Origin of the sequence: Negativicoccus succinicivorans (assembly GCF_014207605.1) — a bacterium.
GTDB lineage: Bacteria > Bacillota > Negativicutes > Veillonellales > Negativicoccaceae > Negativicoccus > Negativicoccus succinicivorans.
Genome location: NZ_JACHHI010000002.1, coordinates 216,720 through 237,200 on the forward strand (window position 1 = coordinate 216,720; position 20,481 = coordinate 237,200).

At 55.8% G+C, this 20,481-nt stretch carries 24 protein-coding genes; 20 read left to right on the forward strand and 4 right to left on the reverse strand.

Features of this window, described 5'->3' with window-relative positions; translation table 11 throughout:
* The first annotated feature begins 13 nt into the window (after positions 1–13).
* Positions 14–1,627 (forward strand): ArnT family glycosyltransferase, encoded by a 1,614-nt coding sequence (locus HNR45_RS02785; RefSeq protein ID WP_159823061.1) that lies wholly within the window; start codon positions 14–16, stop codon positions 1,625–1,627.
* Positions 1,627–2,316: a uracil-DNA glycosylase gene (locus HNR45_RS02790; RefSeq protein WP_159823060.1), complete on the forward strand. Its 690-nt coding sequence runs from the start codon at positions 1,627–1,629 to the stop codon at positions 2,314–2,316. The genes HNR45_RS02785 and HNR45_RS02790 overlap by 1 nt, the downstream gene beginning before the upstream one ends.
* A 9-nt stretch (positions 2,317–2,325) precedes the next feature.
* On the opposite strand, the gene larE is transcribed toward HNR45_RS02790, so the two are convergent.
* Both larE and HNR45_RS02800 read right to left on the reverse strand, forming a co-directional pair.
* Entirely contained in the window at positions 2,326–3,153 is an 828-nt protein-coding gene (gene larE, locus HNR45_RS02795) for an ATP-dependent sacrificial sulfur transferase LarE (protein ID WP_159823059.1), read from the reverse strand.
* On the reverse strand, positions 3,128–4,282 hold the full coding sequence (locus HNR45_RS02800) for a RuBisCO large subunit C-terminal-like domain-containing protein (protein ID WP_159823058.1): 1,155 nt from the start codon (positions 4,280–4,282) through the stop codon (positions 3,128–3,130). Before HNR45_RS02800 ends, larE begins: the two co-directional genes overlap by 26 nt.
* A gap of 104 nt (positions 4,283–4,386) precedes the next feature.
* Here HNR45_RS02800 and tpx point away from each other — a divergent pair, with 104 nt between their 5' ends.
* The 8 genes from tpx (at position 4,387) to HNR45_RS02840 (ending at position 11,498) form a co-directional block, all read left to right on the forward strand.
* On the forward strand, positions 4,387–4,893 hold the full coding sequence (tpx, locus tag HNR45_RS02805; protein WP_159823057.1) for a thiol peroxidase: 507 nt from the start codon (positions 4,387–4,389) through the stop codon (positions 4,891–4,893).
* Positions 4,894–5,009: 116 nt separating this feature from the next.
* Positions 5,010–6,176 (forward strand): pyridoxal phosphate-dependent aminotransferase, encoded by a 1,167-nt coding sequence (locus tag HNR45_RS02810; protein WP_159823056.1) that lies wholly within the window; start codon positions 5,010–5,012, stop codon positions 6,174–6,176.
* A 110-nt stretch (positions 6,177–6,286) separates the two neighbouring features.
* Positions 6,287–7,291 carry an MBL fold metallo-hydrolase gene (locus tag HNR45_RS02815; protein ID WP_159823054.1) on the forward strand — a complete coding sequence of 335 codons (1,005 nt, stop codon included), beginning with the start codon at positions 6,287–6,289 and terminating at the stop codon, positions 7,289–7,291.
* Positions 7,246–8,343, forward strand: a complete 1,098-nt coding sequence (locus HNR45_RS02820; RefSeq protein WP_159823052.1) for a S1C family serine protease — start codon at positions 7,246–7,248, stop codon at positions 8,341–8,343. Before HNR45_RS02815 ends, HNR45_RS02820 begins: the two co-directional genes overlap by 46 nt.
* Positions 8,343–8,822 carry a 23S rRNA (pseudouridine(1915)-N(3))-methyltransferase RlmH gene (locus tag HNR45_RS02825; RefSeq protein ID WP_200841507.1) on the forward strand — a complete coding sequence of 160 codons (480 nt, stop codon included), beginning with the start codon at positions 8,343–8,345 and terminating at the stop codon, positions 8,820–8,822. The genes HNR45_RS02820 and HNR45_RS02825 overlap by 1 nt, the downstream gene beginning before the upstream one ends.
* An 11-nt stretch (positions 8,823–8,833) precedes the next feature.
* Positions 8,834–10,087, forward strand: a complete 1,254-nt coding sequence (locus HNR45_RS02830) for a hypothetical protein (RefSeq protein ID WP_159823050.1) — start codon at positions 8,834–8,836, stop codon at positions 10,085–10,087.
* A gap of 10 nt (positions 10,088–10,097) precedes the next feature.
* Positions 10,098–10,979 carry a site-2 protease family protein gene (locus tag HNR45_RS02835; RefSeq protein ID WP_159823048.1) on the forward strand — a complete coding sequence of 294 codons (882 nt, stop codon included), beginning with the start codon at positions 10,098–10,100 and terminating at the stop codon, positions 10,977–10,979.
* Positions 10,980–11,030: 51 nt separating this feature from the next.
* On the forward strand, positions 11,031–11,498 hold the full coding sequence (locus HNR45_RS02840; RefSeq protein WP_024048607.1) for a CBS domain-containing protein: 468 nt from the start codon (positions 11,031–11,033) through the stop codon (positions 11,496–11,498).
* Positions 11,499–11,572: 74 nt separating this feature from the next.
* Here HNR45_RS02840 and HNR45_RS02845 read toward each other — a convergent pair whose 3' ends face one another.
* A complete protein-coding gene (locus tag HNR45_RS02845; RefSeq protein ID WP_159823046.1) occupies positions 11,573–12,283 on the reverse strand; it encodes a DJ-1 family glyoxalase III in 711 nt (236 codons plus the stop codon).
* Between the two features lie 120 nt (positions 12,284–12,403).
* Between HNR45_RS02845 and HNR45_RS02850 the strand changes: the two genes are divergently transcribed.
* The 10 genes from HNR45_RS02850 (at position 12,404) to HNR45_RS02895 (ending at position 19,396) form a co-directional block, all read left to right on the forward strand.
* Entirely contained in the window at positions 12,404–13,009 is a 606-nt protein-coding gene (locus tag HNR45_RS02850) for a cyclodeaminase/cyclohydrolase family protein (RefSeq protein ID WP_159823044.1), read from the forward strand.
* A gap of 91 nt (positions 13,010–13,100) precedes the next feature.
* Positions 13,101–13,547: an OmpH family outer membrane protein gene (locus tag HNR45_RS02855; protein WP_159823042.1), complete on the forward strand. Its 447-nt coding sequence runs from the start codon at positions 13,101–13,103 to the stop codon at positions 13,545–13,547.
* 285 nt (positions 13,548–13,832) lie between these two features.
* The gene (purR, locus tag HNR45_RS02860; protein ID WP_159823040.1) at positions 13,833–14,666 is read left to right on the forward strand and encodes a pur operon repressor; all 834 of its coding nucleotides are present in this window, start codon (positions 13,833–13,835) and stop codon (positions 14,664–14,666) included.
* On the forward strand, positions 14,659–16,029 hold the full coding sequence (gene glmU, locus HNR45_RS02865; protein WP_159823038.1) for a bifunctional UDP-N-acetylglucosamine diphosphorylase/glucosamine-1-phosphate N-acetyltransferase GlmU: 1,371 nt from the start codon (positions 14,659–14,661) through the stop codon (positions 16,027–16,029). Before purR ends, glmU begins: the two co-directional genes overlap by 8 nt.
* Positions 16,030–16,042: 13 nt before the next feature.
* Positions 16,043–16,996, forward strand: coding sequence for a ribose-phosphate diphosphokinase (locus HNR45_RS02870; RefSeq protein ID WP_024048613.1), 954 nt, complete (start codon positions 16,043–16,045; stop codon positions 16,994–16,996).
* 9 nt (positions 16,997–17,005) lie between these two features.
* Positions 17,006–17,581 carry an aminoacyl-tRNA hydrolase gene (gene pth / locus HNR45_RS02875; RefSeq protein WP_024048614.1) on the forward strand — a complete coding sequence of 192 codons (576 nt, stop codon included), beginning with the start codon at positions 17,006–17,008 and terminating at the stop codon, positions 17,579–17,581.
* A gap of 83 nt (positions 17,582–17,664) precedes the next feature.
* Complete coding sequence (locus HNR45_RS02880) at positions 17,665–17,862, forward strand: hypothetical protein (protein WP_159823036.1); 198 nt, start codon at positions 17,665–17,667, stop codon at positions 17,860–17,862.
* A 57-nt stretch (positions 17,863–17,919) separates the two neighbouring features.
* Positions 17,920–18,384 carry an NUDIX hydrolase gene (locus HNR45_RS02885; protein WP_024048616.1) on the forward strand — a complete coding sequence of 155 codons (465 nt, stop codon included), beginning with the start codon at positions 17,920–17,922 and terminating at the stop codon, positions 18,382–18,384.
* Positions 18,381–18,722 carry an arsenate reductase family protein gene (locus HNR45_RS02890; RefSeq protein ID WP_159823034.1) on the forward strand — a complete coding sequence of 114 codons (342 nt, stop codon included), beginning with the start codon at positions 18,381–18,383 and terminating at the stop codon, positions 18,720–18,722. The genes HNR45_RS02885 and HNR45_RS02890 overlap by 4 nt, the downstream gene beginning before the upstream one ends.
* Positions 18,719–19,396, forward strand: a complete 678-nt coding sequence (locus tag HNR45_RS02895; RefSeq protein WP_159823032.1) for a dTMP kinase — start codon at positions 18,719–18,721, stop codon at positions 19,394–19,396. Before HNR45_RS02890 ends, HNR45_RS02895 begins: the two co-directional genes overlap by 4 nt.
* A 43-nt stretch (positions 19,397–19,439) precedes the next feature.
* On the opposite strand, the gene HNR45_RS02900 is transcribed toward HNR45_RS02895, so the two are convergent.
* Complete coding sequence (locus tag HNR45_RS02900) at positions 19,440–20,444, reverse strand: YitT family protein (RefSeq protein WP_024048619.1); 1,005 nt, start codon at positions 20,442–20,444, stop codon at positions 19,440–19,442.
* Positions 20,445–20,481 lie beyond the last annotated feature (37 nt).

Consider the following 20,481-nt stretch of genomic DNA (forward strand, 5'->3'; position numbering starts at 1 on the left):
AGCGCTGACTTTGATGAATGGATCATTATGGCGCAAATACGGCGGCCTGTTTCTGCTGGCGCTGATCACGTTGTGCGCGTTTAATTGGAATTTACCGGTGACGGATCCGGTGGAGTCCAACTACGCTCTGACGGCGAAAGAAATGGTGTTGGCGGGAAATTGGATATCGCCGCAGATTTACGGTCATTACTGGTTTGATAAACCGATTTTCGCGTATTGGCTGCTGGAAATTTCCTACGCGCTGTTCGGGTTCGGCGATTTCGCGTCGCGTTTGCCCGGCGCGGTCATGGGGGCGGCGACGGTCGTGATGACGGGCGTTTTGGGTGAATGTTTTTGGCGACGCAAAGACGCGTACTGGTACAGCGGTTTATTTTTGCTGACGACATTTGCGTTTTGGGTGCTCAGTCGCGGCGTGGTCACGGATCCGGCGCTGCTTTTGTGGACGACGGTGACGATGTACGGCGCGTATCGCGGTTTGACGGAAAATTCGTGTCGCTGCATGATGCTCGCGTACGCGGCCGCGGGGTTGGCCGTGCTCACCAAAGGGCCGGTGGGACTCGTGCTGCCGGGTTTGATTTTATTGGTTTGGCTCGCCGTGACGCCCGACGTGCGCCGCTGGAAACGCCTGTTTGATCCGGCGGGCATCGCCGCGTTTTTTCTCGTGGCGGCGCCTTGGTACGTCACGATGTACATGGCGCACGGCGCGGATTTTATTCAGGGCTTCCTGGGGCTGCACAATATTACACGGGCCACGGTTTCCGAACATCCCGAGGATAATCACTGGTATTATTACTTGCTGATTTTGCCGCTTTCAACGCTGCCGTGGACGCCGTTGGCGTTGCGGGAGATCGTTCGCGCGCGTTGGGAAACGTCGGCGGCGTATCGTTTCTGCGTGGTTTGGACTGTGGTCACATTGCTCTTTTACACGGCGATGGCGACCAAGTACATCACGTATACGTACATCGCGATTTTGCCGCTGGTGTTGCTCGCCGTCCGCGCCTGGCTGTACGCGATCGACAGCGGCCGCAACAAATATGACGCGTGGCTCACGGTGCCCGCCTTTTTCATGACGGCCTTGTATCTCGGCGGGATGGCCTATCTTAATCGCATGTTGATCGGCTTGGCCGCCGTGCTTTTGATTTTCTTCGCGTACACGTTGTGGCGCAGTCGTCGCAACGTAACCCGCGCAGGTCTTTTCGCGCGGGTTACGTGGATGCTGGTGATCGCTTCTCTTTTATTGACGGCGGAAGGCTTGCCGTCGGTGTTGCGTGATCGGAGCACGGAAGAACTCGCGTCGGCGTGGGCCGCGGAGCCGGGCGTTCATTACTGCTATCGGGCGTACACGACCTCGTTCCCGTTTTATTCTGGGATCGTGCCGACTTTTGCCGATCGCAACGAAGAAAAAAACCCGGTTTGGGCGGGTAAGTACACGATGCCGCAGATGACGGAGGAAGAGCTCATGGCGGCGCTGGAGCGTCATGAGGAAGTGACGCTGTTGGTGCCGCGTTCGCAGCGCAAACACTTTGTCAATGAACCGTACGCGCCTCTTTTGCAGTTGAAAGAACGTTTTCACTCCGGTGATATTTACGTGAATACGGCTTCGTTACGAAGCCCGACGGAGGGGTAATGGAGACAGATATCGACGCGCTGCTTGAAGATTTGCGCGCGTATACGAGCCAAAATGTCGCGAATCCCTGGCGCGAGCAGAACGAGACAGAACTCGATTTGCCGGGCGCGGCGGCGCGGCGGCGCGACTACCTGCGCCGTTACCTGGCGGTGCGGACCGCGCCGCGCGTGTTGCTGCTGGCGGAGGCGGCGGGCTATCAGGGTTGTCGCTTTTCCGGCATCGCGCTGACCTGTGAACGCATGCTTTTGGGACACCACAAACGCGTCGGTCCGCAGGATATTTTTCTGACGTCGGAGACGGTTGAACGCACGTCGCGCGTGACGGACGAAATGCCGAACACGCGTGCCCAACTCGGTTATAACGAACCGACGGATACCATGGTGTGGCAGGCGGCATTGGACGCGGGATTGCGACCGGAATCATTCTTACTTTGGAATATTTTTCCGTTTCATCCGCATCCGGCGACGAATCCGCTCGCCAATCGCACGCCGCAGGAGGCGGAACTCGACGCGGGACTGATATTCGCGCGACGGATCATCGACATGTATCGGCCGCCGCTGATTTTCGCGATCGGGCGCAAAGCGCAACAGATGCTCGCGCAGGGCGGGATTCCAAGCGTCGCGTTACGCCATCCGGCGAATGGCGGTGCGACTGAATTTCGGCGCGGCTTTCAGCAAGCCATCCAATAAAAAAACACCTCAGCGAGGTGTTTTTTTATTATCTTCATGATCATAGCGGCCGCTTCGGTAACCGTCGGGCGCGAATTGCACAGCCGCGATACCGCATTGACGCACGCATTGCAATAATTTTTGTTTGCGTTTCGCGGAGATGCGCGCCAGTCGCTTCGCATCCGCTTCAATCGTCGCGGCGCGACCGTCATAGCGCAACCGCAGCGGTTCGCCCAACACGGTGCGCAAAAGAGTTTCCATTACCGCGACTTTAGTCAATGTCGGCGCGTCGAGTTCGGTTCCGTACGGAAAGCGGGTGGCGAGACAGGGCACGGCCGGTTTATCCCAAATGGACAGACCGAGATGACGGGCGACATCGCGAATGTCCGCTTTCGTAAAGTTCGCGCCGAGGTAAGGCGAAGTCACGGGCAGTTCCCGCAGCGCCCGCAAGCCCGGCCGGTATTGACCGAGATCGTCGATATTGCTGCCTTCCCAGACCGCCCGGTAACCGTGCGTGCGCGCGTATTCCAGCAAAGCGGCGAAGCGGCGATACTTGCAATGATAGCAGCGATCGGGCGCGTTGTGCGCGACGGCCTCACAGTCGAGATCCGGCGTCGGCCATTCCATGTGACGAATGCCGTGGCTGGCGGCAAAGCGGCGGGCCGCGATGCGTTCCACAGGCGGGAGCAGCGGACTCACGCAGGTGACGGCGAGCAAATGGTCGCCGAGCATTTGGTGACCGAGGTACGCGAGTAGCGAAGAATCGATGCCGCCCGAATAGGCGAGCACGACGCGTTCGTCGGCTTTTAACAGTCGGCGCAGACGCGTCAGTTTAGCGAGCGTTTCCGGCGTGAGCATAGATCGTTTCGACGCCTGCCAAAAAGCGGCGCGTGTTCTGTTTGATATCGGGACTTTCGCGGAACAGCGCTCCGCCGACGAGGTACATAATATCGTCACCGTAGAGTTCCGACAATTCAGCGATCGCGTCGAGCGTCATGCCGCCGCCGATGGCGGGCAACAGCGGTTGGCAATTTCCCCACGCGCAGAGCGCGCCGTCACGGCTCGCCAGACAGGCGTCATTGCGCACGCCGAAACGGCCGCCGCCTCCCACGACGATGACGCTGTCGGCGCCGGCCAAGCGCGGAAACAAACCGTTATAGACGAAGGGGGAAATCACCGGTCGCGGACCGCGCACCATCGGGCCGCTCCATGACGGGTGGCAGACAATGGGCAAGGTGAAGTCGGGATGCTTCGCGAGTTCATGCACGCTGCCCCAACCGGTCAAGGCGGGCGCTACCATGATTCCGTTCGCGCCGAGCTCTTGCGCGCACAGAGCGCGTTCGACTAATTCCGCGCCGGCGCTTGTGATGTTCGGCAAATACGCTGTATGGTGACCGGCTTGCGCGTTGGCGTTCGCGACCGCGTCGACGCAAACCGTCACGCGTTCCCGAAAGGGAGAAAATTTTTGATTATGTAAGCTGTGGTCGTCTTTAATCACGGCCACGCCCGCGCGGGCGAAGGCGCTCGCCATGGCGGCGAATTCGCGGCTGCTGTGACCGATGGGTTTGAGCACCGCCATCACCAACGGTCCGGCGGGTACCTGCCAATAGTCGCGCAAACCGGTAAGACCGTACCGCGGACCGGGGTATTCGGCGGCGAGTTCCGGACTCAATGTGAAATCCAGCAAGCGCGTTTTCATTTGCAACGAAGAATTTCCGTATACCATATTCAAAAGCTGTAAAATTTCACCCTGTACCGCTTCGGCGGGGTAACTGATGGTGACTTTCCATTCCGTTTCATTAAACGGTTCGAGGGCTTCGATACGGCCGGTCATTTCGTCGGCGTACCAGGTGCCTTCCACCAATTCGTAGGGATATTCAATCGTCTGTTCGACGGCGAGATTCTGAGCGAGCTGCTCCGCGGCGGCGCGATCGTTCGCGGTGACGGCGTACGCGGCCTGCCAGCGGGGAAGAGATAAATGCGTCATAAAGACCTCCTTTATTGCCACTATCTTATCACGGATAAAGGGGCACGCGTGATATAATATAAGTGTACCGATTCATTTACATGTTATCTGAGGAGGAAAATATTATGGAAAAACGCACTACCAAATGGGATGGCCAGGTATTGGCTCTCGCCGGTAAGGAAATTAAAGTCGGCGATACCGCGCCGGACGCGACACTGGTCGCACGGGATTTAACGGCCAAGAAATTGTCGGACTGGGACGGCCAAATTAAAGTTCTCTTGCCGGTGCCGTCGATGGATACGCCGGTTTGCCAGAGCCAGGTTCGCCAATTCAACAAAGACGCGGTTGATTTCGCCGATGACGTCGTTGTCATCGCGTTGAGCATGGACTTGCCGTTTGCGCAGGAACGTTTTTGCGCGGCGGAAGGATTGGATCGCGTCGTCACGCTTTCCGACCACAAAACGGCGGAATTCGGTGAAAAATACGGTTACCTCGTTCCGGATCTGCGGCTGCTCTCGCGCGGCGTGGTAGTCGTCGATCGCGACAATGTCGTACGCTACATCGAATACGTGCCGGAAGCCAGCGATCAGGTTGACTTCGCGAGCGCGCTGGAAGCATTGAAAAAACTGTAATAAGAGGACCACGAAAAATAAAAAGTCGCGCCCTGCGGTGCGGCTTTTTATTACATTGAAACATGTGCGCGTCTTTGCTATGATGAAGTGAGATTATATATTTGAAGGAGGACCGCATGGACTGGAAAACAAGAATGGTGCCGCGGGTCGTTTCGATACCGCCGTCGGGCATTCGCAAATTTTTTGATTTGGCGAGCGCCATGGATAATGTGATTTCACTCGGCGTGGGAGAACCTGATTTCAACGCGCCGGATAAAGTCATTAAAGCCTGCATAGCAAGTCTGGAAAAAGGGGAAACGTCTTACACGGGCAATGCCGGTATTTTGCCTTTGCGTGAAGAAATCGCCAAACTGTTCGCCGAACACTACGGCGTCGAATACGACCCCAAAACGGAGATCACGGTGACGATCGGCGTTTCGGAAGCGATCGACATGACTTTGCGCGCGCTGTTGAATCCGGGAGATGAAGTGCTGATCCCCGATCCGGCCTATGTGGCGTATCCGGCTTGCGTGACGTTGGCGGGTGGTACGCCGGTACTCGTGCCGACGCGGCAGGAAGATGGTTTCCGTCTGACGGCGCAAGCATTGGAAAAATATATTACCCCGAAAACAAAAGTATTGCTGATCGGTTTCCCGAACAACCCGACGGGCACGATTATGGATCGCGAATCGCTTATGGAGATCGCCGAAGTGGCGAAACGGCATGACCTCGTCGTCATTTCCGATGAAATCTACGCGGAATTGACGTATGAAGGCACGCACACCTGCATCGCGTCGTTACCGGGCATGCGGGAACGCACCGTCGTTTTCAATGGCTTTTCGAAAGCCTACGCGATGACCGGCATGCGTATCGGTTACGCCTGCGCGCCGCGCGAACTTACGGAAACGATGTTCAAGATCCACCAGTACGCGATTATGTGCGCGCCGACGACCAGTCAAAAAGGAGCGCTCGCCGCTCTGCGCGAATGTGACGCGGACGTTGCCGCGATGAAAGCGGAATACGACCGTCGTCGTCTGTTCGTATACGACGAACTGACGAAAATGGGCTTGCCCTGTGTGAAGCCGCAAGGCGCCTTCTACATCTTCCCGGATATTCGCAGCACGGGACTTACGGATAATGAATTCGCCGAAGGTTTACTCGCCGCCGAACGTATCGCCGTCGTGCCGGGCTCGGCATTCGGCGAACAAGGGAAAGGCCACGTGCGCATTTCCTACGCGTCGAGCATGGAAAATCTCGCCGAAGCCATGAAACGCATCGCGCGTTTTATCGCCTCGAAAAAATAAGGCAATGACCCTCAGACAGCGGACATATGTCCGCTGTTTTTGGTTGGCGAAAGGTTCGCGCCGCCGCGCATATGCTATAATAAAAATTAATGTAAGAACGGGGGAAAACATTGCCGAAAACGCAGTTCAACACACTGGAAGATTTAGCGCGCGAGATTGCGAACGGGCGCGGTCAATATACTGAACAGAATACGATCAAGAGCGCTGCGCAGGACACGCCGAGCATCGCGCCGAGCGAAACCATGGCGGCGATGGAACGGCCGGAACTCGAAATGGTCACGCTGGCCTCTTCGAGCAAGGGCAATGCCACGTTAGTGCGCACGCCGCGGACGCAGGTGCTGGTCGATTGCGGGATCAGCGCGCGCCGCATCACGCAGGCGCTGGCGGAGCTGCATGTCGATCCGGCGCAACTGGCCGGCGTTTTGCTGACGCATGAGCACAGCGATCATGTCAAGGGTCTGGCTTCTTTTTTGAAACGTTATTCGTTGCCGGTGTATACGACACGCGCGACGTTTCAGGCGCTCGGCGAGACCGCGGTGACGCACGCGCGCCGCTTTGTGGAAGTAACGCGGCCGTTTACTCTCGGCGATTTGGATGTGGAACGGTTCGCGATCAGTCATGACGCGGCGGATCCGGGCGGATTCACCTTCGCCGCGACGCGCATGAAAGCCGCGGTATGTACCGACTTGGGCTTTGTGTCATCCGATGTGGAAGCGGCATTGCGGGAAGCCACGCTGCTGGTGCTCGAAGCCAACCACGATCCCGTCATGTTGCGCGAAGGACCGTACAGCGCGTTTTTGAAAGCGCGCATTTTGGGCGCGCGCGGGCACTTGGCGAACGGCGAAGCCGGCCGGTTGCTGGCGCGGCTGTACCGGGGGCGTCGGCTGGATGTCATTTTAGCGCACCGAAGTGAAACGAATAATACTTGCGCGGCGGTTGCCGCGGCCATGGAAACGATGCTCGACGCCACCGGCATTAAAGAGGAGAAGGCGGGCATTCACTGGCAGCACGGCGCCGTTTTGGGAAATGTGCGCTGCGAGTCGAAAACTGTTACGAACGAGGAGAAAGCATGCGAAACAATCGTAAATACATCATTATTATCGCGGTTCTGCTGATCATTATCGGCGTGCTGCTGGGCGTCTTTTTGGGGCGCCACTGGTGGGCGCCGCAAGGCGGTGGCAACGACTTGGAAGCATTGAATACGCCGAAAGAAGAGCGGATTTTATCCAATGTTCGCAATACCGCGATCGTCCAGGCGGTCAAACAGGTAGGACCTGCGGTAGTAGGGGTCAGCACGAAAGTGTATGACCGCGATATGTTTAATCGGCGCGTGCTGGTCGGGGAAAGCGTCGGCAGCGGCGTCATTTTCGATAAAAAAGGTTACATCGTCACCAACTACCACGTGGTCGGCACAAGTGATGATGTCAATGTCATGTTGGCGACGAATGAAACAATCGCCGGCAAAGTGATCGGCCGCGATGAAGCCACCGACCTCGCCGTCATTAAAGTGGAACGGGAAGGTCTGCCGACGGCGGAATTCGGCGACTCGAGTTCGCTTGTCGTCGGCGAACCGGCGATCGCGATCGGTAATCCGTTGGGCTTGGAATTGCGCGGCACGGTGACAGTCGGCGTTATTTCCGCATTAAATCGTACGATCAATCCGCTGGAACAGCATTATTCGTTGATCCAGACCGACGCGGCGATCAACCAGGGCAACAGCGGCGGGGCGCTGGTCAATGCCGAGGGCAAGGTAGTCGGCATTAATAGCGCCAAAATTGCGAGCAACGGCGTGGAAGGCTTGGGATTTGCCATTCCGATCAACGCGGCGCGACCGATTTTAAAAGAGCTGATTGCGCATGGTGAAATCCGCCGCGCGTACTTAGGCGTATGGGCGGTCGATCAAGCCATTGCGGCTCGTTACGGGTACGAGTGGCCGACGGGAGAAACCGGTATTCTCGTTGTGAAAAAAGATCCGCGCGGACCGCTCGGCGCGACCGATATAGCGTCCGGCGATTTTCTGACGGCGGTGAACGGAAACGCGATCACGAGTCTCCAAGAGTTGCGACAGCAGATTGACGCGCAGGCGCCGGGGCAGAAAATTACGCTCGGGTATCGGCATGAAGGCGCGGATCGAACGACCGAAGTGACGTTGTTGGAGGCGCGCTGATGCGTTACCGTCTGCTTTGTGTCGGTAAGTTAAAACAAAATTTTCTCAAAGAGGCTTGCGCGGAATACGCCAAACGGCTGCGTCCGTACGGCGAACTGACGCAGATTGAAGTACCGGAAGCCAAGACGACGACGCGACCGAGCGAAAAAGAACGCGAAGCGCAGTTGGAAGAGGAAGGAAATGCGCTGCTGCAGCAGATTCGTCCGCAGGATTATTTGATCGTGCTTGATTTGCACGGTAAGGAACTGTCGTCGACGGATTTCGCGGCGAAGCTCGCGGATCTCGCGGTCGACGGCATCGGTGAGATTACGCTGGCGATCGGCGGCGCGTACGGGCTCGGCGCGAACTTGCGCAAGCGGGCGCAGTTCCGTTGGGCGCTTTCGCCTTTAACATTTACGCATCAGATGACGCGGTACCTGGTATTGGAACAACTCTACCGCGCCGCTAAAATTAATCATCGGGAACCCTATCATTGGTAAGAGGTGACGGTATGGCAAACGAGCAGGATCAAAACAAGCAGGAAAAAGATTGGGCGCAAATCATCGACAAAAGTCGCAAGGACAACGCCAACATTATGTCGCTGTTCCCCACCGCGCCTCATCAGCAGGCGACATTTACGGAGCGATTTCGCGTACAGACGGCGGCCAGCGGTGAAGAACTGCTGACAATGCAAAATCAGTTGCAAGAGGTGTGCGATGAATGGCTCGCCGCGCGCGCGCAGGCGCTGGCGGCGCAACCGGTTGTGGCAACGCCGGTGATCATTCGCGCGGCGCAAACACGAACGCATCGTCACGGTCATCTCACGCGGCGCACGTTTGCGGTGACGCCTCACTACTATGCGAAAGCGGCGGACGGGGTGCGCGAAGTTAATTTGGCGTACCACTATATGACGGCGCGGCGCGCGCATACGCAGACGGCGCTCAGCGATTTTCGCGAACTGCTGACCAATACGCATCAGCTTTTGGGCGGCATCGACGGTTTGACGGAAGTCATTGACGGCCTCGCGGCGGGCGGACTTACCCAAAATCAGCGCCTTTTATATGAAGAAGAATTGAAAAGTCTCGCGCATCGGGTGAACGACCTGTACCAGCATATCAACAGCGCGGCGTTTCATCTGAACGGCATGTTTAACAAAGAAAAAGAGGTCGCGGTCAATCTGCACACACATTCCGAAGCGCCGGCGGATGTTTTGCGGCATCATCAGGCGGTGCTCTGGGCGTATCGCAAGTATCTCGAATACCGGGCGAGCGGTAACCATACATTGCAGGTGGCGATGGAATCGTTGCAAATTTTCCTGCAGGCGATCCGCAAAGAAGTCATGCGCCGCAAGGTGGAAAGTTTACACCGCAATATGCAGGATATTACCGCGCAACGGCGTGAAATGATGGAGCGTCAGGCGGAGGAGGCGGCCGCGAAAGCGGAACTCGGAGAAGAATACGTACCGGAAGAATTGCCGGAATTACCGCCGGTGCAAGCGCTGGCAGCGGCCGATCAGGCCGCGTCGGCGGAGGAAATGGCGCGGCGGGCGGAACAAATTCGCGCCGATCGTGAAGCAGCTCGCGTCGCCCAAGAGGAAGCGGAGCTGCGTGCTGAAGAGGAAGCCAAAGCGGCCGCTGCCAAAGCGCGGGAAGAGTCTGAATTCGGCGATGACGAAGAAGGCTCGCGCTCGATTGTGCCGTTGATTATTTTAGTTCTTATTTTGGTCGGCGTCGGCGTCTACTACTTTTTAGAAATCAGAGGGTGATTTCCCGTTTATGGCAGGTTATAACGAACCGCGCCGTGATCGTGACGAAGGTCCGGTGACGGACGGTGAATATCGAGTGATCGAAGATCGCGAATGGTCCTCGGAGCGGCCGGCGCAGGAGCCGCCGCGCCAACATTCCGGCAAGGGGTTTCAGAAATCGGCCGGTCTGGGCTTAGGGGCGATGCTGCTGTTCTTATTGAGCAAAGGCAAGAGCCTCCTATTCGCGCTTAAATATACGAAATTTTTAGGCACGGCCGTATCCATGTTCGTGATGATCTGGTCGTACGCGATGTTGTACGGTTGGCGATACGCGGCGGGCATCGTGCTGATGATCGCGATTCATGAGTTCGGTCATTACATCACGGCGAAAGCGGTCGGCATGCCGGTCTCGGCGCCGGTTTTTATTCCGTTCGTGGGCGCGTTGATTACCATGAAAGTGCCGCCGAAAGACGCGTGGCAGGAAGCGATTGTCGCGTTGGGCGGTCCGTTCTTCGGACTTGTGGCGGGACTGTGCGCGCTGTATTGGGGCATCGTCAATCATTCCGGCCTGGTGCAGGCCATCGCCTACTTCAGCTTTTTCATTACGCTCTTTAATATGATTCCGGTGTCGCCGCTTGACGGTGGTCGCATCGTCACAGCCCTTTCGCCGTGGGTGTGGGCGGTCGGCCTGATTGTGATGGCCGTCGCCGCTTGGTATACGTTCAGTCCGCTGATGATCCTGATTTTATTTTTCGGTATCTATCGGGCGCGGCAGACCTGGTCACGGCGTAACGACCTGCGTCAGCAGCAATACTTCACCGTCAGCGCGCCGAAACGCTGGCTGATCGGTATCTCGTACGGTCTGATCACGGCGTTATCCGGCGTGGGCGTGTATCTTTTCACCGGCGCATAAAAGGAAATCGGCGAATGAAAGAGAATATATACGTAAGAGGAGGTAACGACTATGCAAGCAGCTGAAATTATGAGTAAATATGTCTTGACCTGCAGCAAAGACACGACGATTCACGAGTTGATCCGGCTATTTGTCCGCAATAAGGTAACGGCGATTCCCGTTGTCGGCGATGATAACGAATTGCTCGGGATTATTTCCGAAGGGGATCTCCTGTACAAAAAAGTGCGCCCGCACGTACCGCAATACGTCAATGTTCTGGGAGCCAGCCTTTACTACAGCGGCTACGGACAATATGAAGAAACATTTCAAAAATTGTTGGCGACGCGCGCCGAAGAAATCATGACGAAAGAAGTCGAGTACGTCGAGCCGGATGCCGATTCCAATACCGTTACGGACATGATGGTCGAGGACCATTTGAAAAATGTGCCGGTCGTGAAAGATAAACGTCTGGTCGGCATGATTTCACGCGCGGATATTTTAGAGTTAATCGCGCGCGAGAGTGATTTACCGATCGTTTAGAGACAGTAAAAAAGCAGCTCAGCTGAGCTGCTTTTTTTATTGTTTTTATGACATTGTGAGCGGGCGCGCGCAGATCAATGATGATGATGACCGCAGCCGCCGCCTTCTGCATGTTTGTGATGACCGCAACAGCCGCCTTCTGCGTGTTCATGATGACCGCAGCAGCAGCTTTCGCCGCCTTCCGTCGTACCGCACGCGCATTTGCCTTGCGCCATGCCGACGAGGGCTTCTTGGACGCGCGGCAACAAAATCTGTCCCGCGACATCATTTCGCGCGTCTTCGCCTTTGATGATTTCAATCAATTTCAACGCGAAGAAGGGCGCCGTCAAAGGCCCGCGGCTCGTCAGCACGTTTTGATCGAAGAAGACGATTTCTTCATGCGCTTTTTTGAAACCGACAGCTTCTTCCATGCCCGGGTAGCACACGCCTTCGATGTCTTTGGCAATGCCTGCGGCGTGTAACACGATGGGGCTGGCGCAAATGCTCGCGACCAGTTTGCCCGCGTCATGAAAATCTTTGATCGCCTTAGTGACGCGCGAATCGGCGGCCAGCGTTTCCGAACCGATCATGCCGCCCGGCGTAATGATGCCGGCGTAATCGTCGAGATGGATTTCATCCCATTTTTTATCCGCCTTGATCATGATATCGTGATCGCCGAGGGTTTCCAACGTGTCCATTGTCGAAATCGTATCGACCTCGATGCCGGCGCGGCGCAAATACGTTACCACCAGTAACGCTTCCGTTTCTTCATAACCTTTGCTCAATAAAACCATGTATTTGTTCATTGTGTCGCTCCTTTCCGAATCTATCGTAACATCTATACAATAATTATAGCAGACGCGCGCGCGTGCTTGCCAAGGGACAGAGGGCATGGCATACTGAAAAGAAAACGTAAAGGAGTCGTTATGAATCAACCCACGCAAATGACACTGGCGGAATTCACCGCCGCTTTGGCAAGCGCCGCGCCGACACCGGGCGGCGGCGGCGCCAGCGCGCTCGTAGGGGTGCAGGCCGTCGCGTTGGCGCAAATGGTCGCGGAACTGACGCTGAAAAATGAACGTTATGCCGACGCGCATGAGGCGATGCAAGCGGTGCGGGAAGAGGCGGAAGGTTTACGCGCCGAGATTTTGAGTTATATTCAAAAAGACGCCGACGCGTTCGGAGCGCTTGTGGCCGCCTGGCGTTTGCCCAAAGACGATCCTTCCCGCGCGGAGCGAAATGCGGCGGCGACGCGCGCGGCGGCGGAAGTACCGTTGGCCTTGGCCGAGGCGTGCGCGCGGATTTTTCCGCTGGCGGCGCAAGTTTTGGAAAAGGGCGTGGCGAGCGCGCGCTCGGACGGAAAGCTGGCCGTCTTGTTTGCCGCCGCCGCGATACGCGGAGCGCTCTACAATGTGCGCATCAACATTAAAAACATGCCCGAAAATGAGTATACAAAACTTCTAATAACGCGCCAAAAAAAGCTGGAAACGCAAGCGGAGCAGGCAGAGCGGGAGTTACTCGGACGCATGTAGCCGCGCGGCCGACTTGGCAAGCGGTAGCAATTCATGTAAAATATACATAGTTTCTAGGTAGTAACTATGTAGTAACTAAGGAGGAAACACTATGTTTAAAACAAGTATGATGACGGCTGTATTGGCGGCCGGTACGGTATTGAGTGCGTGCGCTGCGGGCACCGGCGTGTTGAATGTTGACATGGCGTTGCAGGCCAGCCCGAAATATCAGCCGATGGTGCAACAGATGCAGAAAGTGGAACAGCAGTATGCGCCGCAGCTGAAAGCTATGGAAGCGGACCTCAACCAAATGAAAACGCAGCAGGAACAGCAGCAGGCGATGCAAGGCAAATACAAAGCCTTGATTCAGTCCTACATGCAGGATCGTGAAAAAGCGACCGCCGCGTTGCAAAAAGATTTGAACAAAGCGACGCAGGAAGTATTGCGCGATCAGAAACTCGATATCATCCTCGCGCAACCGGTTCAGATTGCCGCTAAAGCGAAAGACGAAAAAGTCGTTGACGTAACTCCGGAAGTGGCAGCGAAATTAAAAAAATAAGCAGACTCATTAAACCGGCCTTCGGGCCGGTTTTTTGCGTTTGCAGATACGATTTTTTACGGTTCGGCGAGAACACATAAAAATAAAATTATCGCCGGATATGACACTTATTTTTACCGTACTATTCTCCGCGAACCGGAACGTTCGCCATTCTTTGGGCGCAAAATTATACGAACGTTCGTAATTGTACGAATACTCCGCGAAAAAAATATAAATTCATTCTACTTTTTGATGAAAATTAGTGATGAGTATGCTATTCTATACTTACAGAAGAGAGGTGATCTCATGCCAAAACTTCGACGTGTCGAACGTATGGCGGCGCTGACCAAAATGTTGGCGGACCGTCCGCATGAGCTGATCCCTTTGTCTTTTTTTTGCGATTATTTCGGTATTGCCAAATCGACATTGAGCGACGATCTGTTGTCCGTACGCCGCGCCTTTGACGCGTATCGACTGGGGTCGCTCGAGACCGTTTTCGGCGCGGCCGGCGGGGTGCGTTATATTCCGTATCGGGCAGGTCACGCCGCCAATCAGGTACTACAAACCATGGCGGCGAAACTCGAAAGCGGCGATCGGATTATCGCGGGCGGATTTTTGTACATGTCGGATATTTTATACGACTGGCAGTGGATGTCGGCAGTGGGAGAAATCTTCATGACTCGCTTTGCCGCCGTTCATCCGGACTGTATCATGACAGTGGAGACAAAAGGGATTCTGCCGGCCATGATGGTGGCGCGGGCGTTTAACAAACCGCTGGTGATCGCGCGGCGCGGCAGCCGTGTGACGGAAGGATCAGCGACCAGTATTAACTATGTTTCGGGTTCCACCAAGCGCATTCAGACGATGTCGCTTACCAAGCGGGCGCTCGCGCCGAATCAGCGGGTGTTGATCATCGATGATTTCATGAAGGCCGGCGGCACCGCGAAAGGTATGAAAGAGCTTGTCTACGAATCGGGTTCACAGACCGTCGGTGTCGGCGTATTGGTCGCCACCGCCGAACCGCTGGAAAAAATGACCGGCGACTATATGCCGTTACTGGTGCTGGAAGGCGTCGATGAAGTGAAACGGCATGTCAGGATTCGCCCCCAGTTGGAACCGGAGGAGGAAATAAATGAGTAAACTTGTGGCAACGGTTTTAGCCGCAGGCAAAGGTACGCGCATGAAATCGCGGCAACCGAAAGTGTTGCACGAAGTCGGCGGCGTACCGATGGTATCCCATGTATTGCAGACCGCGAAGGCGGCGGGCGCAGACGACGCGGTCGTGATTGTCGGCTTTGGCGGCGATAAAGTTGCCGAGCGTCTCGGTTCGGCGTATCATTACGTTGAGCAAGCCGAACAGTTGGGAACGGGTCACGCTCTCATGCTCGCGCAAGCGGCGCTACAAGACGCGGACACGGTGCTCGTGATCTGCGGCGATACACCGCTTTTGCGCGCCGAGACCCTGCGAGAACTGATCGCGACGCATACCCGACAGCAGGCGGCGGCGACGATTTTAACAACGACGTTCGCCGATCCGACGGGGTACGGCCGGATTATTCGCGATGCGGCGCAAAACGTGCGTAAAATTGTCGAAGAAAAAGACGCGTCGCCGGCAGAGAAAAAAGTCACGGAAGTCAATACCGGCACGTACTGCTTTGACGCCCGTAAACTGTGGCCGCAGTTACAACGGATTACCAATGACAACGCGCAAGGTGAATACTATTTGACCGATGTCATTGATTTGCTGGTCAGCGCCGGCGAAACGGTGACGACGGCGACCTGCGCGGACAGCGATGAAACGCTCGGCGTGAATTCGCGCGCGCAATTGGCGCAGGCGGAAGCGATTTTGCGGCAGCGTAAAAACGAAGAACTGATGGCGCAGGGCGTGACACTGATCGATCCGGCGCGCACCTATGTGGATGCGGACGTTCGTGTCGGCCAAGACACGATTCTCGAGCCGGGGACGATTTTGCGCCGCGGCACGGTTGTCGGCAGCGGTTGCCATATCGGTCCGGATACGGAACTCGATCGCACGACGGTCGGCGACGACTCGCACTTGCATCGCACGTACGCGCACGAAGCGAGCGTCGGCAGCGGTTGCGAGATCGGCCCGTATGTTCATTTGCGGCCGCATACGCAGATTGCGGATCACGTCAAAGTCGGCAATTTCGTCGAAGTGAAAAACAGCACTGTCGGCGAAGGCACCAAATTGCCGCATTTGAGTTATCTCGGCGACAGCGACATCGGCGGCGGGGTCAACATCGGCTGCGGTACCATTACCGTGAATTACGACGGCCACAAGAAGTATCGCACGACGATTGAAGACGGAGCGTTTGTCGGCTGTAACAGCAACCTCGTGGCGCCGGTCGTCATCGGCCGCAATGCTTATATCGGCGCGGGTTCGACGATTACCAAAGACGTTCCGGCAAAGGCGCTCGCCGTAGCGCGCGCTCGGCAATTTGTCAAAGAAGATTGGGTAAAGCAAGCAAAAGAGACAAAATAAAGGAGATCACACCATGTCAGTCGAAACAGGAAAACAACTGAAGTTATTCACCGGAACGGCACATCCGGAATTGGCCCAGGAGGTTGCAGACTATATCGGCATTCCTGTCGGCAAAGCATTCTGCGGTCGGTTCAATAACGGTGAAATCCAGGTCATGATTGATGAAAGCGTGCGGGGGACGGATGTCTTCCTGATTCAACCGACGGGCACGCCCGCCAATGACAATCTGATGGAACTGTTCATCATGGCGGACGCGTTACGGCGCGCCTCGGCTCGTCACATCACCGCGGTCGTTCCGTACTACGGCTACGCGCGCCAGGATCGCAAAACGCGCGGTCGTGAACCGATCACCGCGAAGCTCGTGGCGGATCTCATGCAGCGTTCCGGCATCACCCGTCTTGTCACGATTGATCTGCACGCGGGTCAAATCCAGGGCTTCTTCGATATCCCCGTGGACCATTTGAAAGCGGCTTCGATTTTAGCGAAGCACATCCGCAAACAGGACATTCCGGATTTGATGATCGTTTCACCCGACTTGGGTGGCGTCACTCGCGCCCGCGATTTGGCGGACCGCGTCGGCGCGCCGATCGCGATCATTGAAAAACGGCGTCCGCGTCCGGGCGTGGCCGAAGTAATGAACCTGATCGGCTCCGTCGAAGGCAAAAACTGTATTATCGTCGATGACATCGTCGATACCGCGGGATCTTTGGTCGAAGGCGCAAAAGCATTGCAGCGTTTCGGCGCGAAATCCGTACGCGCGGCCTGCACGCATCCGGTACTGACCGATCCGGCGACAGAACGTCTGGCGGCATCGAATATTAAAGAACTGATTATTACGAATACGATTCCGATTGCGACGGAAAAACAGCTGCCGAATATTACGCAACTTTCGGTCGCGCCGCTCTTGGGCGAAGCGATCATGCGGATTTTCCACAACGTTTCCGTCAGCAAACTGTTTGATAAATAGGGGTTTGTTTTGCAGCTGATTGTAGGCTTGGGAAATCCCGGCACCAAGTACGCCGGTACGCGTCATAACGCCGGTTTCATGGCGGTCACGGCGATCGCTGAAAAATACGGCGTGACGCGTTGGAAAGAGGAGCATCAGGCGCATACCGCGACGATTAACGTCGACGGTGAAAAGGTGATGCTGGTCATGCCGCAAACGTTCATGAATTTGAGCGGTGACGCGGTCGGTCCGCTCATGCGCTATTACAAGCTTTCACCGGCGGATGTAATTGTGATTTATGATGATATGGATTTGCCCGTCGGCCAGTTGCGCCTGCGGGTCAAAGGTTCCGCCGGCGGACACAACGGGATGAAATCGGTGATCGCGCATTTGGGCACCGATCAATTTCCGCATGTTCGCATCGGCATCGGTCGGCCGCAACCCGGCTGGACCGTCATTGATCATGTGCTGGCGCGTCCGCAGGAAGATGACGCGGCAGCGATGGCGGAAGGGGTTCAACAGGCAGCCGAGGCGGCAGTCGGCATCTGCACGCTCGGCATGGATCTGGCGATGAATCGTTTCAATCCGCTCAAACGCGCGCGCTGAATTGACAATTATTCTTGTTTAGGTTATACTATCTCTACTACATAAAGGAACATATGTAGCGAAAGCATGAAGGAGGTAGGAACATGAGCAAGATTACTACACTGACAAATCAGTTAGCGGTACTTGGCTACACCGGTTTTGAAATCAGCGAGCTCATTCGGTCCGTCACTCATGGTCGAACGTTACATCAACTGAATCACGCAGCTTTGCGTCGCGTTACGAATGTACTCGGACAATATGTGCGACTGGGAACCGATTATGTCGCTAATTATAGCAAGTAGCAGGTAACCTGAAACGTCTATGCCGAATGGCATAGACGTTTTTTTACAAGGAGAATCATGCAGCGAAAACAGCCTCGCCAACGGACGATGGGCATGTCCGTCAAGGCGATCATTTGGCACCGCGGACGAATTTTAATCTTACAAAAAAATGACCGTCCCGGCCGTCATCCGTGGGAATTTCCCGGCGGCGGTTTGGAATTCGGCGAAGATTTCGCGGCAGCGTTACGGCGGGAAGTCCGAGAGGAAACCGGTCTTGCCGTGGAAATTTTAGGGCCGGTCGGACTGTGGAATTTTCGTCGTCACCTGGGGCGGCCGTTGACCGGCGTCATGTTTATTTGCCGTGCCGATACGGAGGAAGTAACCCTTTCCTTTGAACATTTGGCGTATCGCTGGGTGCGCCCGGAAGAACTCGCCGAGTATCCGTTGCACGCGTCATTGCGCAAAGCGCTCGCGCAAATTCGACCGGCGCAGTTGGCGCAGGCGGCGAAACTCGCGCAGCAACTGGTGGGGGAAAACAAATGATTCAAATTATCGGTACGAAAAAAAATCGCGCCACGCAGCACGCGTTACGCTTTTTTAAAGAACGGCGCATCACATTTCAATGGCGGGACCTGACGGAAAAAGGACTCAGCCGCGGCGAACTGGAAAATATTCGCAGTCGCCTGAAAACGTTGCCGCTGGATCGGGAAAGCAAAGCTTTTCGCGCCGCGGTGCGCCCGGGCGAAAGTTTTGATCCGCTGACTTTGGCGTTGCAAGAACCGCTGGTCTTGGAACTTCCCATTGTGCGCACGAAAACGCAGGTCGCGAGCGGCATGGCTCCCGAACGTTGGCAGGAAATGGCGCGGGAGGAAGCGAAATGAAAGGACGTTTGATTGTTTTCGAAGGTGCTGACGGCAGCGGGAAAGCCACGCAGGCGGCGCTGTTAAAAGAAGCGCTTACGGCGCGCGGCGAGCAGGTCAAAAGCGTCACTTTTCCGAACTATGAAAGTCCGGCGGCGGGTCCGGTGCGCATGTACCTGGCCGGTGCATTCGGCGCGCATCCGGACGATGTGAGCCCGTACGCGGCGTCCACCTTGTACGCGGTCGACCGTTACGCGTCGTATAAAAGCGATTGGGGCGCGTTTTATGAAGCGGGCGGCACGGTAGTCGCCGATCGCTACGTGACGTCCAACATGGTGCACCAGATGACCAAGTTGCGCAGCGCGAAAGAAAAACGTGAATTTTTACAGTGGCTGGACGCGTTTGAATACGGCACGCTCGAATTGCCGCGTCCCGATCTCGTCATTTTGCTCGATATTCCGCGTGACGTTTCCGAGAAGTTGTTGGCGGCGCGCACGCAAAATAAAGATCAGGCCGCGCAAGCGACCGATATCCATGAAGCGGATCGTGAATATTTGGCGCGCTGCTATGCCGCCTACGATCTTTTGGCGCCGCACTACGGCTGGGTCCGGATCCGCTGCACGGACGGTGACCGTTTGTTGACGGTGGAAGAAATACACGCCAAGGTACTGGCGTGTGTGACGGGCAATCGTTAAATAAGCACAAAAAAAGAATCCCGAGCGGGATTCTTTTTTATTTTTATTTTTCCGGCGGTTCTTTCGGCACCATGCGGCTCGCTTCCTGGACGTTGGCCGCTTGCGGTGAGATTTGCACCGGATGTTTTTCGGCGGGGAACAGCGTTTTCTTGCGAATCAGTCGACCGAACTCATCATGGTAATACTGCGCTTCCTGCGGAATGGTAGGCGTTTTCGGCGAGGTAAAGCCACGCCCCATGACATCCGCCGTCGGCGTAATGAACATAAACGCGTGCGGATCGATCTCGTCAAGCAGCTTTTTGATTTTCGCGATCTGCGTCAGGTTGATGACGACAAAGATGACTTTGCGCATTCCTTTGGTAAACGCGCCTTCGCCGTAGAGAATTGTCACGCCGCGGCCGACTTCGCGAATGATCGCGTCGGCGATTTCATCGGCGTGCTCGGAAACAATATAGGCGGTTTTGCGTTGGTTCAAACCGATGACCACTTTATTGGTGACGAGCGATTGCGTGTACATGCCCGCCAGCGTCAGCACCGCGAGCTCCAGGTTGAAGATGATCGCGCTCGCCGCCATAATGCAGGCGTTAAGGGCGAAGATAACGCTGCCCATTTCCAGGGAATATTTTTTCTTCACAATGGCCGCGACGACATCCAGTCCGCCGGAGTTGCCGTCGTAGCGATACATCAGACCCGAGCCGACGCCGAGCAGGATGCCGCCGAAGACCGCGGACAACACGGATTCATGAATGTACATCGTTTGCGAGAGCGGCGCGAGCAGATCGACAGCGACCGACATCATGACCGTACCGAAGATCGTAATGCCGGTAAAGCGTTTGCCGAGATACAAAATCGACAGAATAATCATCGGGATATTGATGACCAGGTTGACGATACCGAAGGAAATGCCGGTCAGGTAGTAAATGGTGACCGCCACACCGTTAATCCCGCCCGAAAGTAAATTATGTGGAATATAAAACATATTCAAACCGACTGCGTAAATAAAGCAGCCGATTGTGACCATCAAAAGCGTGTGTAGAAATGAACGCATAAAGCCCCTTTCAGCGCGTTCTCATTGTAAGCGCCGC

Bases quoted from the DNA above. Each gene is read 5' to 3' on its own strand.
- HNR45_RS02835 (WP_159823048.1), top strand. From the start codon at position 10,098: ATGGCAGGTTATAACGAACCGCGCCGTGATCGTGACGAAGGTCCGGTG.
- glmU (WP_159823038.1), top strand. From the start codon at position 14,659: ATGAGTAAACTTGTGGCAACGGTTTTAGCCGCAGGCAAAGGTACGCGC.
- HNR45_RS02845 (WP_159823046.1), bottom strand. From the start codon at position 12,283: ATGAACAAATACATGGTTTTATTGAGCAAAGGTTATGAAGAAACGGAA.
- HNR45_RS02855 (WP_159823042.1), top strand. From the start codon at position 13,101: ATGTTTAAAACAAGTATGATGACGGCTGTATTGGCGGCCGGTACGGTA.
- HNR45_RS02880 (WP_159823036.1), top strand. From the start codon at position 17,665: ATGAGCAAGATTACTACACTGACAAATCAGTTAGCGGTACTTGGCTAC.
- HNR45_RS02840 (WP_024048607.1), top strand. From the start codon at position 11,031: ATGCAAGCAGCTGAAATTATGAGTAAATATGTCTTGACCTGCAGCAAA.
- HNR45_RS02870 (WP_024048613.1), top strand. From the start codon at position 16,043: ATGTCAGTCGAAACAGGAAAACAACTGAAGTTATTCACCGGAACGGCA.
- HNR45_RS02850 (WP_159823044.1), top strand. From the start codon at position 12,404: ATGAATCAACCCACGCAAATGACACTGGCGGAATTCACCGCCGCTTTG.
- HNR45_RS02820 (WP_159823052.1), top strand. From the start codon at position 7,246: ATGCGAAACAATCGTAAATACATCATTATTATCGCGGTTCTGCTGATC.
- HNR45_RS02810 (WP_159823056.1), top strand. From the start codon at position 5,010: ATGGACTGGAAAACAAGAATGGTGCCGCGGGTCGTTTCGATACCGCCG.
- tpx (WP_159823057.1), top strand. From the start codon at position 4,387: ATGGAAAAACGCACTACCAAATGGGATGGCCAGGTATTGGCTCTCGCC.
- HNR45_RS02830 (WP_159823050.1), top strand. From the start codon at position 8,834: ATGGCAAACGAGCAGGATCAAAACAAGCAGGAAAAAGATTGGGCGCAA.
- HNR45_RS02785 (WP_159823061.1), top strand. From the start codon at position 14: ATGAATGGATCATTATGGCGCAAATACGGCGGCCTGTTTCTGCTGGCG.
- HNR45_RS02890 (WP_159823034.1), top strand. From the start codon at position 18,381: ATGATTCAAATTATCGGTACGAAAAAAAATCGCGCCACGCAGCACGCG.
- larE (WP_159823059.1), bottom strand. From the start codon at position 3,153: ATGCTCACGCCGGAAACGCTCGCTAAACTGACGCGTCTGCGCCGACTG.
- HNR45_RS02895 (WP_159823032.1), top strand. From the start codon at position 18,719: ATGAAAGGACGTTTGATTGTTTTCGAAGGTGCTGACGGCAGCGGGAAA.
- HNR45_RS02800 (WP_159823058.1), bottom strand. From the start codon at position 4,282: ATGACGCATTTATCTCTTCCCCGCTGGCAGGCCGCGTACGCCGTCACC.
- HNR45_RS02885 (WP_024048616.1), top strand. From the start codon at position 17,920: ATGCAGCGAAAACAGCCTCGCCAACGGACGATGGGCATGTCCGTCAAG.
- HNR45_RS02825 (WP_200841507.1), top strand. From the start codon at position 8,343: ATGCGTTACCGTCTGCTTTGTGTCGGTAAGTTAAAACAAAATTTTCTC.
- HNR45_RS02900 (WP_024048619.1), bottom strand. From the start codon at position 20,444: ATGCGTTCATTTCTACACACGCTTTTGATGGTCACAATCGGCTGCTTT.
- HNR45_RS02790 (WP_159823060.1), top strand. From the start codon at position 1,627: ATGGAGACAGATATCGACGCGCTGCTTGAAGATTTGCGCGCGTATACG.
- purR (WP_159823040.1), top strand. From the start codon at position 13,833: ATGCCAAAACTTCGACGTGTCGAACGTATGGCGGCGCTGACCAAAATG.